Raw genomic sequence first — 14,171 nt, 5'->3', positions numbered from 1 at the left:
CAAACCCGGGCGACGGGCCACGTGCAGTTGCTCGACTCCTTGGTGTTTCACCCCGCAGGGGCAGCATCGCGACCTTGGCGCGGACGGCGGCGCCATCATCCGGGCAGTCACCGAGTGGCCTACCCCCGCGCACCACCGCCGCAGTCGGTACGGCCCGGTCACCCTTCCGTCGCCCGTTCAGCCCCTGCCTTGCCGGTGGATGAGCCCAGGCGGGTCTATCGCGCCCCCAGCCCTCCGTCAGGGATTGTCGACAGCACCCCTGCCCAAAACGCGAAGTTTCATGCATAATGTTCCTTATGCAGGATAGGTCGGGTGAAGCGGTGGTACGGCTGATCGAGGAGTTCCTGACCGATCGCGCCACCCGCAAACCTTCCCCCCACACCGTGGCGGCGTACCGGCGGGACCTGCGTACCGTGGCGAGCATCGCCGCCGAGGCGCTCGCCCCTCCCCTCCCCCTGGATAACCTGCCGTTGGCGGCGCTCCACTCCCGCACGCTGCGGTCAGCGTTCGCCCACTTTGCCGCTACCCGCTCCGCCGCGTCGGTGCATCGCGCCTGGTCCACCTGGAACAGCTTCTTCGTTTTCCTGGTGGCGGACGGGATCGTTGCCGGCAATCCGATGGCAGCGGTCGGGCGTCCGAAGGCGCCCCTACCCCGGCCCAAGCCACTGCGTGGAGCGGACACCCCAGAGCAGCTGTTGACCGCCGTGGCCCGGGTTGACGGCCGGCAGCGAGACCCCTGGCCGCAGCGGGACGTGGCGGTGTTGGCGCTGGCGCTGTGCGGCGGGCTACGGCTGGCCGAGATGTTGGCGCTTCGGGTGGCGTCCCTGGCCGGGCGGGTTGGCGAGCGGCGGCTTGATGTGGCCGGTAAGGGTGGGCGGCCACGGGTGGTGCCGGTGGAGCCGGAGGTGGACCAGGTGTTGGCGGACTACCTGAGCAGTTGTCGCCATCGATTTGGTGCCCGCAGTGTACGCCCCGACGCGCCGTTGCTGATGGATCGACGGGGTGGGCCGCTGCGCCGGGGCGGACTGCAGTATCTGGTGGACTCCTGCTTTCGGCGGGCCGGGATTGGTGACCGGGTGCCGCAGGGGGCGCGGCTGCACGCGTTGCGGCACACGTTCGCGACGCGGCTGGCGGAGGATGGTGCGAGCGCGGCGGAGATCATGCGGCTGCTGGGGCATGTGTCGCTGGCGTCATCGCAGGCATACATCGAGGTGACGGCGGGTCAACAGCGGGCCGCGGTGCGCTCGAATCGCACCCATCGGGTGCTGGCGGATTTGTTGTCGACGTGATACGGCGGCTGGTCCCGGGCGCTGCCGGGGCCAGCCGCCGGGGTCAGGCGGGTTCGCGGTCCTGCTCGCTGAGGGCGAGGAAAGCCATCGCCGCGAGCGTCGCTCCGATGGCTTGGGCGAGTAGGTGGATCCAGATTGACGACCAGGCGAAAAGTCCGATGGCGGCGCCGCCGAAGGCGACTGCCGGATTGAAGGCCGCGCCGGATATTCCACCGACCGTAACCACCCCCACCAGGACGGTTCCCCCGATTGCCAGGCCGTAGAAGGAGTTATCCGGGTGGCTGCGGCTGGTGGCGACGTTGAGCACCACGTAGGCGAGGGCGAAGGTGAAGAGGGCTTCCACCGCCAGTGCCATCCAGATCTCGCGCCCTGCCGGTGACAGCGCTGTCGGCTTTGCGTTGTCGAGGATGAGTTGGCTGGTCACCGCGCCGGCGAGACCGCCGAGGAGTTGGGCCAGGATGTACCCTCCGGCGTCGGCTCCCCTGATGCGGCCCCGGATGAGAACGGCCAGTGTTACGGCGGGGTTGAAGTGCGCCCCGGATATGTGTCCTCCGGCGTAGATCATGACCATGAGAATTCCGCCTATTGCCACGGGTGCCAGGGCGTTCATCGTGGTGACTACCAGGCCGATCGTCAGGAGCAGGAAGTATGTTCCGATGAGTTCGGTCGCGTACCGACGCATTGCCGCCTCCCTTGTCGATCTCCTCGCCGACACTACTCGTATTGATTAATGCAAATCTTACGAAGCAGTGACATGATTGAGAGATATCGTTGGATGTCGGCGTGTTGTGGACGAAGCGCTGGCGCCGGGTCGCGCGACCCGGCGGGCTCAGGTTTCGGGGTGCAACATCAGCAGGACTGCCCGGTTGTGCCGGTCGTGGCCCTGGTACTGGTGCGGGTGGTTGGCGTCGAACCGGATGGAGTCGTGCTCGGCCAGGGTGGCGGGGGCGTCGGTGGGGCCGGTGGTGATGCTTCCGTGGGTGAGGATGAGGCACTCCTGCACGCCGGGCAGGTGGGCGGGCGAGTGCTGGATGGTCTGGGCCACGTCGATGTCGTAGACCTCCACGGTGCCGCGCAGTTGGATGCGGTGGAGTAGGCGGGCGCTGACCGCGTCCCCACTGACGCGGGGTTGGGGGTCGTCGGCGCGTACGACGTCGGTGTTGGGGGTGGGCGTCTCGAGTAGTTCACCGAGCGACACCCTCAGCGCCGCGGCCAGGGCCCACAGGGTGCTGAGGGTTGGGTTGCCGTGCCCCTGCTCGATGCTGTGCAGGGTGGTCTTGCTGAGGTCGCCGGCTGCGGCCAGGTCGGCGAGGGACATGCCTGCAGTGTGTCGCAGTCGGTGCACATTCGAGCCGACCGTGCGTGCCAAATCCATGTATACCAGTTTAGTGTTACGTTCGTTCCAGGGAAGCGAACGGAGCGGGACGTTTGAGGAGGGTCACATGACCGTCAGCCGCCTACGCGACATTCCGGGCATCGGCGTTGATCTGGTCGGCGACGCCGCGGACGCGGTAGCCGACCCGGACTTTCTTCGCCTGGAGAATCTGGACACCGATCTGAGACCACCGGCCGTGGCGGTCGCCGCGACCCGGGCCGCGATCGACGACGACGCGGCCAACAGCTACCTACCCTTCCAGGGACAGCGTTCCCTTCGCGCGGCCGCCGCAGCTCATGTGTCGCGCATCGCGGGCCGGCGGTACGACCCTGACACCGAGTGTGTCAGCGTCGCTGGTGGACTGAACGGCATCCTGAACACGCTGCTGGCGACCGTGGAGCCGGGTCAGGAGGTGGTGCTGGTTGACCCCATCTACGCCGGTCTGGTCAACCGGGTCCGGCTTGCTGGTGGGGTGCCGCGCTTCGTGCCCGCCACGCCCACGCCGGCCGGCTGGGTGGTGGATCCGGAACACCTCGCCGGCGCGGTGGGACCCAACACCGCCGCGGTGCTGATGATGGGCCCGGCCATGCCCTCCGGGCTGGTCCTGGGCGCGGAGCACTGGGCCGCGTTGTCTGCTGCCTGTGCGCGACACGATGCCTGGCTGATCTACGACGCGGCGATGGAACGGATCCGTTTCGACGGTCTTCGCCCCAGCCATCCAGCCGCTCATGATGGCCTCGCCGGGCGCACCATCACCGTCGGTTCGGCATCGAAGGAACTGCGGCTGATCGGCTGGCGGGTCGGGTGGGTCGTGGCCCCGGCCGCGATTCTCGCCGACATCAAGCTCGTCGGCATGGCCAATGTGGTCTGCCAGGTTGGGCTGGCGCAGGGGGCGGTGGCGGCCGCGCTCGACGCACCCGACGCCGAGGCTGATGTCACCGCCGCCACCCAACAGTGGCAGCGGCGCTGCGACGCGGTCCTGCAGCAGCTTTCGGACTATCCGGTTGTTCGGCCACATGGTGGCTGGTCGCTGCTCGTGGACACCCGACCCCTGGGGTTGACGCCAGCCGAGCTGGCGGGGCTCTTGTTCGACCGGGCGAAGGTGGCGGCCACGGCGATGGATGGCTGGGGCCCCAGCGGGGCGCACTACCTGCGGATCGTGTTCGCCAACGAACCGGTCAGCCGGCTTACCAGCCTGGCTGACCGGTTCCGTCGGGCCATCGGATAGTCCGCGTTCGGTCACCCTCGGCCGGCTGCTGGGTGTAGAAGAAGTAGGGGACGGCTGGGTTTGGGGGTTTGCGGAGCGGGGGTCATCGTGCGGTACGGAGCGGCCCGTCCACGTCGGCCCCGGGGGGATCTGGTGCAGCGGAACGTCGCTGTCAGCGGCTACTGCTTCCCGCCGGCTACCCGTCCGGAGGTGTGGCGGGAGCACATCGCGCCGGTGGCGGCTGTTGGCCCCCTCAACGATCGGCGCATCGCCGAGCTGCTCAAGGTTGAGCCTGGTACCCCGGTGATGCGCCGGTTCGGGGTCACCGGCCCCGAGGCGGAGCCGCCCTTCCAGGTCAGTACCTCCTGGATCCATCCGCGGGCAGCGAACGGGTCTGGGTCGCACTCCCCGCCCGCCGGGCCGGACGGTTGGCAACACCGGCTGGAGGTTGGAGGCCACTGGCCGATCACCTGGATGGAGATCCACCGCGCGCGGATGCCCAGTACGCGGGAGGCCGCCCTGTTGGAGATCTCGGTGGGCCTTCCGGTGCTGGAGATCATTCGGGTGGGTGTTTCTGGCGATGACGGGGAGCCGGTCGAGGTGACCGAGTGCGTGGTCGCCAGTGACCGGGTCGAGACCATCCACCTCCTGCATCGTGGTAGGTCGGCGCGGGAACCGTGGCCTGAAATGATCAACGCGCGCCCGGAGGATGACCCGCAACGGTGAGTTTGCGCATCGACGTTGCGGGGAGCTGTCACGTGGGGCTCGGTCGACGACGCAACGAGGACGCCATTCACGTGGGGCGGTGTCTGTTCGCGGTCGCCGATGGTCTCGGTAACCATGGTGCCGGCGATGTCGCCAGTACCACCGTGATCGAGGCAGTGCGGCGCTACGACCGGGCAGTGGACCCCGCGGCGCTGCCGGTGGTGCTGGGAGAGGCGGTGCAGGCCGCGAACAGTGCGGTGCGGCACCGGGTTGCCGCCGCACCGAGCCTTGCGGGCATGGGGACCACCCTGGTCGCACTGCTCAGTGCCGGTACGGCGGCCGCCCTGGCCAATGTCGGTGACTCTCGGGCCTATCTCCTGCCGGCGACGGGCCCGCAGCGGGATCGCACCATTCAGATCACCGAGGATCACCTGTACCGGAACCTGGTCGCCGGCGCCGCCGGGGTGCCCCATCTCTCCGACAAGCTGACGCGCTTTCTGGATGGCGATCCCGATGGCCGCTCATCCGACATCACCGTGTTGGCCTTGGCCTCCGGCGATCGGATCCTGCTCTGTTCAGATGGGCTCAGCTCCTACGTGTCACCTGAGCACCTGCACACGACCCTGGCGGCCGCCGCAACTCCGCAGCAGGCGGTGGACCGGTTGGTCGCTTCCGCGCTCATGCAGGGTGGCCCCGACGTGTCGGCGATCGTCCTGCACGTCCGGGACGAGAGCTAGCCTCCCAGGGCAGGTGTGGGAGGTCGCTATCGAAGGCCTTCGGGTGCTGGGACGGGGTGCTCGGCGGCCCGGCTGACCTGTTCCCAACTGGCCCAGGTGTCCATCCGGCGGCGGGAGAGGTCAAAGGCCAGATCGTAAACCGTGCCGCCGAGCAGTAGCCGCAGCGGTGGTTCGTCGCTGTCGACGAGGGTGAGCAGGGCTTCGGCGGCGAGGCGGGGGTCGCTGTCGACCGACCCGTGCGCCCACTGCGCCTGCACCTGGGCACGGAGCGGATCGTAGGCATCCACCTCCGTGGTGGTGGTCATGTCCTGGTAGAGGTTGGTCCAGTAGCCACCGGGCTGCACGATGCTGACTTTGACATTGAAGGCGGCCGCCTCCAGCGCAAGGGCTTCACTCATGCCTTCGAGCGCGAATTTGCTCGCGCTGTACAGACCGGTGCTGGGGAAGCCGCCGAGGGCGGCGATGCTGGAGATCTGCACGATGTGGCCGGCCCGTTGGGTGCGTAGCTGCGGCAGGACGGCCTGGGAGACCCAGAGCGCGGCGAAGAGGTTCACGTCGAACTGGGTCCGCGCCTGTTCCTCGGTGAATTCCTCGATCATACCCAGGGACAGGGTGCCGGCGTTGTTGACGACGATGTCGAGGCGCCCAAAGTGTTCGATCGCGGTGGCTACGGCGGCGAAGACCGCCGTACGGTCGGTCAGGTCAAGCGGCAGCGCAAGCAGCCGTTCGCTGTGGCGCTCATCGAAGTCTTCGGCGGCGATGGTCCGGGCGGCGGCGACCACCCGGTCCCCTCGTTCGAGCGCGGCCGTGGTGAAGGCACGGCCCAGGCCGCGGCTGGCTCCGGTGATGAACCAGGTGCGGGCGGCGGTGTCGGATGGGTCGCGCATGGGTTCTCCAGTCTTCAACAGGGTGACCTACAAGACGAGACGTAACGTCTCGATAGCGATGTTACTCCTGCTGACCCCCTCTTACAAGACGATGCGATTCGTCTCGCTAGCTATGATGTTGGGATGGCACCCAACCCCAGCCGTCGGCGGGAGAGCTCCCGGCGGGCCATTCTCACGGCCGCGTTCGACCTACTGCAGGAGGTCGGCTACGCCAAACTCACCATCGAGGGCATCGCCGCGCGCGCCGGAGTAGGAAAGCAGACCATCTATCGCTGGTGGCCCTCCAAGGGCGTCGTCATTCTCGACGCGTTCCTCATGCTCAATGAGGACGGTGCGGGTGAGCCGGTACTCCTTCCGGACACCGGCGACCTGCACGCAGACCTGACCGCGGTCCTGCGCGCCACTGTCGTGGAGCTCACCGACCCGCGCTACGACCAGCCAATGCGCGCGCTGGCCACCGAGATCACGCACGACCCCGAACTGGCCGCCGCCTATGCCGAACGCCTGGACAAGCCGATGCGGCACGCCAAACGACATCGGCTGCGCAGCGCCCAACGGGCCGGCCAACTCGCCGCGGACCTCGATCTCGACGTGGCGGTGGACATCATCTGGGGGCCGGTGCTCAACCGCTGGCTACAACGAAGCGGCCCCCTCACCAGCGAGTACGCCGACAGCGTCGTCGCCGCCGCCCTCAACGGCCTTCACCCCCGCCCTCGAAATAGCCGGGTCGGGCGGACAGCCGACGGTGGGGCAATCTAGGGCTGCACCAGTCCGTTACATCCTGGGCATCAACTGCAATGGGTGGCGGTCTGGGCTCTTCCGGTAACCGCTACGGTGCCCGGCTCGCCACCACCAACGGGTGCCGACACCCGCCTCAGTCCACGTCGAACGCGGCACGCAGGGTGTCACGGTGGACGCGTACGTAGCTGATGTCCGCCTCGTAGAGGTCGGTGTGCCCGTCCGCGACGTGCTGCTGGAACGCCTCGTTGCCCCGGCTGGCCTGGTCGCGTATGAACTCGATGAGCGCCTGCAGCCGGTCCGGAACGACGTCGATGACCTCGGCGCCGGCCTGTGGCCCGTACGCGCGGCAGAAGTCGGCGACATCGAACCAGGTGATGCCGATGTGGATGCTTGTCGTCGCACCCCTCGGCGCCGCACCTTAGCCCTGGGGCCGGCCCTGTTACGGTCGGCAAATCGTCCGCCACTACCCGAAGGACAGGTTGTGGGTATCCTCGTCGTCGTTCTAACCCTGCTTCTCGCCGCGGTGATCTTGGCCGCGGCTGTCCCGAAGGTCGTCGGCCAGGCCCAGATGCGGGAGCGGATGGCCCACCTGGGGGTCTCCCCCGCCCGCACCCAGATGATCGGCGGCCTCGAGCTCCTCGCGGTGGCGGGCCTGCTGCTGGGCCTGCTCTGGTGGCCGATCGCGGTCGCTGCCGCGGTCGGTTTGACCCTGCTGCTGATCGGGGCAGCGAGCTACCATGCCCGCGCGAAGGACCCGATCCCGGCGGTCCTGGTTCCCGTGGTGTTCGCGGTCGCCGCCGCCGTGCTGGCCGTCCTGCACGTCCTGAACGCCTGATCTCCGAAACACGGCCGGTGCCGCCCGGGTCGAACAGCTCACCCTGCCCCGACCCGGGCGGCACTCGCGGCGGACGTCACCGTTCCGGGCAGAGCCAGCGGTCGAACCAGACGCGCGTGCGCTGTAGGACGTCGAGTTGGTGGGCGCGCTCGCGGATAGCGTGCCCCTCCCTCGGATAGATCACGAACTCGTGCTCAACGCCGAAGTGGCGTAGCGCCCGATGGAGATACACCGCCTGGCCGAGCGGGACGTTGGTGTCCTCGGCGCCGTGCATTATCAGCACCGGAGTGCGGATGCGGCTGGCGAAGGAGATCGGGCTGACCGCGTCATGTGGGTGCGGTCCGATACCGGACCAGCCGGTGCTGCCGCCGAGTGCGGCTTCGAACTGGCCGTTCTCCCCGGTCGCGGCGAGCATGCCCCAGTCGGTGACGCCGGCGCCGACCAGTGCGGCGCGGAACCGGTCGGTCTGGCCGACAGCCCAGGCGGACATGAAGCCGCCGTGGCTCGACCCGGCGATGCCCAGCCGATCGGGGTCGGCGACGCCCCGGGCGACGAGCAGGTCGATGCCGGTCAGAATGTCGGTCCACTCCTCCTGGCCCACCCGGCCCGCCACGCGGGCGGCGAACTGGTGACCGTGGCCCTGACCACCACGCGGGTTGGGCAGAAACACCGCATAGCCGGCGGTGGCCAACCATTGGCCGCTGGGGAACCAGAACAACTGGCAGCGGTCGGCGTGCCGGTCGTACGGTCCCCCGTGCACGATCGTGACCAGCGGGAACGGCCCCTCAGCTGCGGTCTTTCCCACCGGGAGTACGAGCAGACCGTCCAGGGCGAGACCATCGGCGGCGTGGTAGGTCAGTGGTTGCTGCGCGCCGAGCGGGACCCCGGCCAGTTCCGGACGGGTGTCGGTGATTCTTCGCAGCGGCCCGGCCACCGACCCGAAGTGAACGTTGGTGAGTTGATACCGGCTGCCGGTCAGCGCGGCGACCTCCGCGCCGGTACGGGTGGCGGTGAGGCCATCGAGACGTCCCCGATGCTGCGACAGGGGTGTGAGTTTGTGGGGGTCGAGCCGGGCCAGGGTGGTGTTCAGTCCGTCGGCGAACACCACCAGCGCGGCGGCGTCGGTTTGGCACAGTTCGGTGGGGCACATCGACAGCCCGGCGGTGCGGTTCCGCAGGACACGATCGTCCAGGGCAAGGTCGAACACGGCGCTACCGGCCTGTAGGCCCGGTGGGGTGAGGGCGAGGTAGCCGAGGTGCCAGCCGTCCTCCGCCGGCCACCACGCCAGTGAGCGCGCGTCGGCGGCGACCGGCCCAAGGTCCTCCGCGGTTCCGGAGCGGTAGTCGAACAGATGCAGTCGGGCGGTACGGGGACCGTAGTCGTTGTCGGCGCTGGCTTGGGTGAGCACGGCGAGCGGGCCGCCGTCCGGTCGTTGGCGCAGTTCGACGACGTGCCGATCGCCGAACACGTTCGGCGTGGTGACCCGACCTGTTCCGAGGTTGAGCAGTCGCAACCTGGTCTGCGGCTCCCGCGCCCCGACGACGACAGCGTCGTCGCGGTCCCGGGCGCGGCGCTCGTCCTCCTCGGTGGGTTCATCCTGCGCGAGCAGAGCGACCTGGTTGCGGTCGGCGAGGGGCAGATGATCGGTGATACCGGCCCGCCAGCCGGTCAACCCGGTCACGATGCCGTCAGCGAGGGTGAGCCGGTACAACTGCGGGACACCGCGCTCGACACGGTCGGACAGGAAGAACAGCGTGCCCGAGTCCGTGGACCAGCGCGGCAGGGACTCCGTCGCGATATCCGCGGTCACCCGGCGTGCCGCACCGCTACCGTCAACGTCGACCAGCCACAACTCAGTGTCGAGGTGGTAGCCGACTCGGCTGGTGGGAACCAGCACATAACACACCGTGCGGCCGTCCGGGGCGAGAACCGGGCTCTGGGGAGCGCGACCATCCACCACGAGTTCGGCGGTCAGAGCTGTCATGTGAGCATCTTGCCGCCTGGGTCGTAGCGGGCCAGCACGCGGCGTACGGCGTCTGGGCGGCCTGACCGACCAGGACAGTGCTGCCTATCGATCGGGATGTCGGCTCCTCATGACCACCCCGACGATCGGCGTCCCCGTGGCTACAGTGGCCGGATGACCGATTCGATCGCTGTGGGTCAGGTCAGCGACGACCGGCAGGCGTTGCTGGCGGCCGCGGCGGCACGGATGCCGAACGCCAGGCTGGTCACGATCACCGCGGGTCATTATGTGCACCGAGACCAGCCGGCCAGGTTCCTGGAAGCGGTCGTACCGTCCCTGCCGCAAGGCAGCACAACCTCACTCTGACGACCGATGGGCTCGGAGGCCTTGATCCATGGATGTCGAGGAGTACACGCGAGCACTCGCCGCGGCGAACCGACACGGGTGGGCGTTCCTGGCCGCGTACGGCATCACCTGGCTTGTCGCCGCCATGGCGTGGGCGAAGGCAAGTCCGCGGACCGCCGCCATCGTCACGCTCTTCCAGGGCATGGTCGCGCTGCCGGTGGCCCTGGCGATGACGCTCCTGACCCCCGGGCCGCCCCCGCCCCACCATGCCGCCCTCGACTCGCTGTCGGTGACGATGGCCACCGGTCAGCTGCTTGGCCTTCCGGTCGTCATCCTTCTGGTCCTGAGTAGGCAGTACACCTTGGTGCCGCTGGGCCTGGTCATCCTGCTGGTCGTGCACTTCGCGCCGGATCCGTTGTCCAGCTGCTACGAGTTAGCATTGCCGCCGTGATCGAGGACTTCGCGGCTCGGCTCCTTTCTGAGATGGCTGACCTTGATCCCTGCGCGGCGGTCGTCGAGGCGGGTGAGCAGGATGTCGACGGGCTCACCGACTACGGCCCGGAGGGGCACCAGACCCGCGCCGACCTCGCAGCCCACGCCCTGCGCGAGCTCAAGACCTTGGGTGCCGCCCTGCCCATCGCGACCCCGCTGCACGCCCACCTCGTCGAACGGCTGCAAACGCGGGTCGCCCTGCACGACGCCGGGGAGGACCTGCGCGAACTGCACGCGGCGGCCACCGGTCCACTCCAGCTCATCCGCCAGGCCGTCGAGGCCGCGGTTCCCGGCCACGGCGCCGAGAGGGCGGCCTTCGAGGAGGGTTGGGCTCGGGTCAGCGCGCGCCTGGCCGCGATCCCCGCCGCCCTGGACGGGTACGCCCGCAGCCTCTTACTCGCCGCGGAGCGCGGCAACCTGCCGGCACGGCGTCAGGTGGAGCTCGTCATCCAACGCTGCCGCAGCTGGATCGACCACGATATTGCCCTGGTTGACCGCTACGGCGCAGGGCCTCAGCGGACGTCGTTGCAGGCCGCAGCGACGGCCGCGCGGACGGCGTACCAGAAGCTGGCCGAGTTACTGACCGCGGACCTGGCACCGCGCGCCGTCGCGGAGGAGGCGTTCGGTCAGCAGCGGTACGCGCTCTGGGTGCGCACCTTCCTCGCGGCCCAGCCCGATCTGCGCGAGCTGTACGACTGGGGCTGGGACGAGTTCCGAACGGTAGAGGCAGAGCTGATCGCGGAAGCGAAGGCCCTGGGCGGGAGCATGCCCGAGGTGCTTGCCGAGTTCGCCGGCCCCGACGCGCCCGGCACACTGCACAGCAGGGAGGCGTTCGGCGCGTGGCTGCAGGAGCTGTTGGAGGCGGCCATGGAGCGGCTGGACGGCGTGCACTTCGACATTCCGGCCCCGCTGCGTCGGATCGAGTCGCGGTTGACCACGTCGTCCGGCGTCGCCTACATCGGGCCGTCGCGGGACCTGGCGCGGCCTGGCCGGGTCTGGTGGTCCCTACCGGAAGACGCCACGACTTTCCCGACCTGGATCGCCTACAGCACCGCCTATCACGAGGGTGTCCCCGGCCATCATCTTCACCTCGGCTCCGAGGTGTTACGGGGAGGTCTCGGGCAGCGGCTGAACCTGCTCGGGGGCCTCTCCGCCGGTCAGGAGGGTTGGGCCCTCTACGCGGAGCGGTTCATGGACGAACTCGGGCTCTACGAACAACCGGGTGCGCGGCTGGGACATCTGTTCATGCAGCTCCTGCGAGCGGCCCGGGTGGTGCTCGACATCGGCCTGCACCTGCGGCTGCCGGCGCCGTTCGGTGATCGATCAGTGTGGACGCCGGATGCCGCGCTGGCCCTGCTGCGCGACCGCTGTCACCAGGGGCCGTACGCCCTGGCCGAGCTCGGGCGATACCTGGGCCGGCCCGGACAGGCACTGGCCTACAAGGCGGGCGAGCGGGCGTGGCTGACCGGCCGCTCGTCCTTCCCCGGTGACCGGCGCGCGTTCCACCGGCGGGCGCTGGAGCTGGGTTCGCTGGGCCTGGACCAGTTGACCGCCGCCCTCCGGCAGGTTGACCACACGCCACCGGGCCGGCCATCATCGGCAAGCCCCGAGACCGGGCCCGCAAGCCGCACCACACCCCGGAGTTGACCGCAGCCCTCCGGATACCGCGTGGTTGCGGGCGGCGGACCAGCCACCTGACGGAGGGTATGCATGCCCTGGTACGTCATCCGCACCGACCCCGCCACCGGACGCACCACGGCGCCCGCAGCCGTCACCGCGAAAGGCGGAGCTCAGTGAACCGGCCGGTCTGGCTGCTCGACGTCGACGGCGTACTCAACGCCACCCGGCCCGGCTGGAGCGCCGCACCCCGCAACGGCACCGCCTACGGCGGCGGCCATCCGTACCGGCTGCGCTGGGCGCCGGCCCTGATCACCCGCATCCGGGCCCTGCACCAGGCTGGAAGCGTCACCCTGCGCTGGTGCTCGACCTGGTGCGCCGACGCCGACCAGGTCGAGCGCCTCTTCGCCCTGCCGCCGCTGGAACGCTCCTGGACCGGCCCGATCAGTCACAGCGCGGCACCCGCAGCCAAACTCGCCGCCGCGCACGCCGTCCTAGACCAGGGACACCGGCTGATCTGGACCGACGACGACGCCGTGCCTACCAACGGACCGGTACACGACGAACTCGTCGCGACCGGCCGCGCTCTGCTGATCGCGCCTCTAGCCAACCGTGGTTTGCAGCCTGAACACCTCGACACGATCGAGGCCTTCCTGTCGGACACCGATGTGCCGGACACCGGTCACGCTGACGCTTTGGAGGCGGCCCGTCGGCTGCTCGGCGACACCGCATGAGTCGCCAGCGCAGCGGACGATCACCAGTCTCGCCAGGAGTCAGTCAGCTCTGCCCGGCTGAGGCCGCGCCGGGCGGTAAGGGCAGCGACATCCACGCCGGCGTTCGTCAGAACAGCGTCGATGTACTCGGCAAGCTCTTCCCGCTCCCCGGTCTCGATGGCGCCTGACTCTCATCGGCAGCGTTCAACCCCAGCACAACTCGCTCAACGGCTGCCCAGACCGCTTCGTCCACCGTCGGTCCAGGGCCGCAGCGTCATGCTCGTACACGGGGGTGTTGGTAAGAACGACGACACCAAGGGCCAAATAGTTGATTTTCACGGGCCAACCGGGGAGACACCCCCGGGCACGGCCCCCCTGAAACAAGCCGCGGCAATGCCGCACCCGCGGCGAGCGCACAGGCTGCTTCAGCCCTGGCCGCCCGGGACGGCCCGTGCGACCGGTCGCACCGCAAAAAACGCGCACGCGAGCGGCGAACGCGCCAACCCACAAGACGTGCCAACCTCGGCGGTACTGTCCGGGGCCGACCGGCCAGCCTCTGCTGTCGATCGGCACGTGATCTAGGGGTCAGGGACAACCTGACACCCCACCGGTTTAGAACCCCGAGGGACGCCTTGGCGGTGTAGTGCTGCCGTGCCGCTTTCCGGTCCTCGCGCCGTTCGGGAGGGCGGCCAGCGGAAACGGACCACGAGCAATCGCGGCGACGCACCACTGGTCGACCCCACGATCCGCTGCTTTGCGGCTCGCCGTAGCTTCGGGAGTCCCGGGCTTTCACGGCGCGTTCTGCTACTACTACTACTACACAGCTGGGCGGGATTTTCCCGACGGCGTTGGAAGACGCTGCAACGGTGGCTGCGGCATCCTGCGAGCGGTTCGGTGCTCGTGCCTGGATGGACATAGGCCGAGGCGTAATTTCCTCGGAATATAGGCGCGCACCGATCGGAGGTTAGGGACAATGCAGGGAATCTGTCAGCGGGCAAGTCGTAGCGTTCGAGCACACCGGGCGGGTCGGGCCGTTGCCGGGTGGTTCTGCCTCGCCCTAGCTGTGACGCTCTCACAATCGGCCGGTGTGTCGCCCGCGGTAGCGCAGAACGAGGCAGCAGTAGCCTCTGATGCGTCGGACACCGTCCTCGCCTGGGGTGACAACAAAGACGGCGAGCTAGGCGACGGGACCACTACGGACAGCAGCACGCCCGTAGCCGTCGACCTGCCCGCGGACACCACGGTCACCGCCATCGCCGCCGGCA

The 14,171-nt window shown here is 69.0% G+C and carries 15 protein-coding genes and 1 pseudogene; 12 read left to right on the top strand and 4 right to left on the bottom strand.

What is annotated here, in order from left to right; genetic code table 11:
• Positions 1 to 296 precede the first annotated feature (296 nt).
• Positions 297 to 1,289 (top strand): tyrosine-type recombinase/integrase, encoded by a 993-nt coding sequence (locus B118_RS0126485; RefSeq protein ID WP_026270646.1) that lies wholly within the window; start codon positions 297 to 299, stop codon positions 1,287 to 1,289.
• A 43-nt stretch (positions 1,290 to 1,332) separates the two neighbouring features.
• Here B118_RS0126485 and B118_RS0126480 read toward each other — a convergent pair whose 3' ends face one another.
• Together B118_RS0126480 and B118_RS0126475 are read right to left on the bottom strand one after the other, a co-directional pair.
• Positions 1,333 to 1,971, bottom strand: coding sequence for an MIP/aquaporin family protein (locus tag B118_RS0126480; RefSeq protein WP_018219704.1), 639 nt, complete (start codon positions 1,969 to 1,971; stop codon positions 1,333 to 1,335).
• Positions 1,972 to 2,118: 147 nt separating this feature from the next.
• Complete coding sequence (locus B118_RS0126475) at positions 2,119 to 2,664, bottom strand: XRE family transcriptional regulator (protein WP_033668508.1); 546 nt, start codon at positions 2,662 to 2,664, stop codon at positions 2,119 to 2,121.
• 67 nt (positions 2,665 to 2,731) lie between these two features.
• Here B118_RS0126475 and B118_RS0126470 point away from each other — a divergent pair, with 67 nt between their 5' ends.
• From B118_RS0126470 to B118_RS0126460, 3 genes are all read left to right on the top strand, one after another.
• Complete coding sequence (locus tag B118_RS0126470) at positions 2,732 to 3,892, top strand: pyridoxal phosphate-dependent aminotransferase (RefSeq protein WP_028193749.1); 1,161 nt, start codon at positions 2,732 to 2,734, stop codon at positions 3,890 to 3,892.
• Positions 3,893 to 4,024: 132 nt separating this feature from the next.
• Positions 4,025 to 4,597, top strand: a complete 573-nt coding sequence (locus B118_RS0126465; protein ID WP_018811099.1) for a UTRA domain-containing protein — start codon at positions 4,025 to 4,027, stop codon at positions 4,595 to 4,597.
• Entirely contained in the window at positions 4,594 to 5,313 is a 720-nt protein-coding gene (locus tag B118_RS0126460; protein ID WP_028193748.1) for a PP2C family protein-serine/threonine phosphatase, read from the top strand. The genes B118_RS0126465 and B118_RS0126460 overlap by 4 nt, the downstream gene beginning before the upstream one ends.
• A 26-nt stretch (positions 5,314 to 5,339) precedes the next feature.
• On the opposite strand, the gene B118_RS0126455 is transcribed toward B118_RS0126460, so the two are convergent.
• Complete coding sequence (locus B118_RS0126455; RefSeq protein ID WP_027647008.1) at positions 5,340 to 6,200, bottom strand: SDR family NAD(P)-dependent oxidoreductase; 861 nt, start codon at positions 6,198 to 6,200, stop codon at positions 5,340 to 5,342.
• A gap of 123 nt (positions 6,201 to 6,323) precedes the next feature.
• Between B118_RS0126455 and B118_RS0126450 the strand changes: the two genes are divergently transcribed.
• Both B118_RS0126450 and B118_RS0126445 read left to right on the top strand, forming a co-directional pair.
• Positions 6,324 to 6,959 (top strand): TetR/AcrR family transcriptional regulator, encoded by a 636-nt coding sequence (locus tag B118_RS0126450; protein ID WP_018811101.1) that lies wholly within the window; start codon positions 6,324 to 6,326, stop codon positions 6,957 to 6,959.
• Positions 6,960 to 7,422: 463 nt separating this feature from the next.
• A complete protein-coding gene (locus tag B118_RS0126445; RefSeq protein ID WP_028193747.1) occupies positions 7,423 to 7,776 on the top strand; it encodes a DoxX family protein in 354 nt (117 codons plus the stop codon).
• Positions 7,777 to 7,852: 76 nt separating this feature from the next.
• On the opposite strand, the gene B118_RS0126440 is transcribed toward B118_RS0126445, so the two are convergent.
• Complete coding sequence (locus tag B118_RS0126440) at positions 7,853 to 9,760, bottom strand: S9 family peptidase (protein ID WP_028193746.1); 1,908 nt, start codon at positions 9,758 to 9,760, stop codon at positions 7,853 to 7,855.
• A 153-nt stretch (positions 9,761 to 9,913) separates the two neighbouring features.
• Here B118_RS0126440 and B118_RS0126435 point away from each other — a divergent pair, with 153 nt between their 5' ends.
• The 6 genes and pseudogenes from B118_RS0126435 to B118_RS31420 form a co-directional block, all read left to right on the top strand.
• Positions 9,914 to 10,105 (top strand): hypothetical protein, encoded by a 192-nt coding sequence (locus tag B118_RS0126435; RefSeq protein ID WP_028193745.1) that lies wholly within the window; start codon positions 9,914 to 9,916, stop codon positions 10,103 to 10,105.
• 28 nt (positions 10,106 to 10,133) lie between these two features.
• Positions 10,134 to 10,535: a DUF7010 family protein gene (locus tag B118_RS29430; RefSeq protein ID WP_238324174.1), complete on the top strand. Its 402-nt coding sequence runs from the start codon at positions 10,134 to 10,136 to the stop codon at positions 10,533 to 10,535.
• Positions 10,532 to 12,223 carry a DUF885 domain-containing protein gene (locus tag B118_RS0126425; protein WP_028193744.1) on the top strand — a complete coding sequence of 564 codons (1,692 nt, stop codon included), beginning with the start codon at positions 10,532 to 10,534 and terminating at the stop codon, positions 12,221 to 12,223. Before B118_RS29430 ends, B118_RS0126425 begins: the two co-directional genes overlap by 4 nt.
• A 146-nt stretch (positions 12,224 to 12,369) precedes the next feature.
• Positions 12,370 to 12,927 carry a hypothetical protein gene (locus B118_RS0126420; RefSeq protein ID WP_028193743.1) on the top strand — a complete coding sequence of 186 codons (558 nt, stop codon included), beginning with the start codon at positions 12,370 to 12,372 and terminating at the stop codon, positions 12,925 to 12,927.
• Positions 12,924 to 13,094 (top strand): hypothetical protein, encoded by a 171-nt coding sequence (locus B118_RS32615; protein ID WP_196235213.1) that lies wholly within the window; start codon positions 12,924 to 12,926, stop codon positions 13,092 to 13,094. The genes B118_RS0126420 and B118_RS32615 overlap by 4 nt, the downstream gene beginning before the upstream one ends.
• Positions 13,095 to 13,879: 785 nt before the next feature.
• Positions 13,880 to 14,171, top strand: a pseudogene (locus B118_RS31420) (RCC1 domain-containing protein); the annotation flags it as partial.

The sequence above is a fragment of the Salinispora pacifica CNR114 genome, assembly GCF_000514775.1.
In the GTDB taxonomy this organism is placed as follows: domain Bacteria; phylum Actinomycetota; class Actinomycetes; order Mycobacteriales; family Micromonosporaceae; genus Micromonospora; species Micromonospora pacifica.
This window is presented reverse-complemented; position numbering and strand designations above follow the sequence as displayed.

Bases quoted from the DNA above. Each gene is read 5' to 3' on its own strand.
- B118_RS0126485 (WP_026270646.1), top strand. From the start codon at position 297: ATGCAGGATAGGTCGGGTGAAGCGGTGGTACGGCTGATCGAGGAGTTC.
- B118_RS0126480 (WP_018219704.1), bottom strand. From the start codon at position 1,971: ATGCGTCGGTACGCGACCGAACTCATCGGAACATACTTCCTGCTCCTG.
- B118_RS0126475 (WP_033668508.1), bottom strand. From the start codon at position 2,664: ATGGATTTGGCACGCACGGTCGGCTCGAATGTGCACCGACTGCGACAC.
- B118_RS0126470 (WP_028193749.1), top strand. From the start codon at position 2,732: ATGACCGTCAGCCGCCTACGCGACATTCCGGGCATCGGCGTTGATCTG.
- B118_RS0126455 (WP_027647008.1), bottom strand. From the start codon at position 6,200: ATGCGCGACCCATCCGACACCGCCGCCCGCACCTGGTTCATCACCGGA.
- B118_RS0126450 (WP_018811101.1), top strand. From the start codon at position 6,324: ATGGCACCCAACCCCAGCCGTCGGCGGGAGAGCTCCCGGCGGGCCATT.
- B118_RS0126440 (WP_028193746.1), bottom strand. From the start codon at position 9,760: ATGACAGCTCTGACCGCCGAACTCGTGGTGGATGGTCGCGCTCCCCAG.
- B118_RS0126435 (WP_028193745.1), top strand. From the start codon at position 9,914: ATGACCGATTCGATCGCTGTGGGTCAGGTCAGCGACGACCGGCAGGCG.
- B118_RS29430 (WP_238324174.1), top strand. From the start codon at position 10,134: ATGGATGTCGAGGAGTACACGCGAGCACTCGCCGCGGCGAACCGACAC.
- B118_RS32615 (WP_196235213.1), top strand. From the start codon at position 12,924: ATGAGTCGCCAGCGCAGCGGACGATCACCAGTCTCGCCAGGAGTCAGT.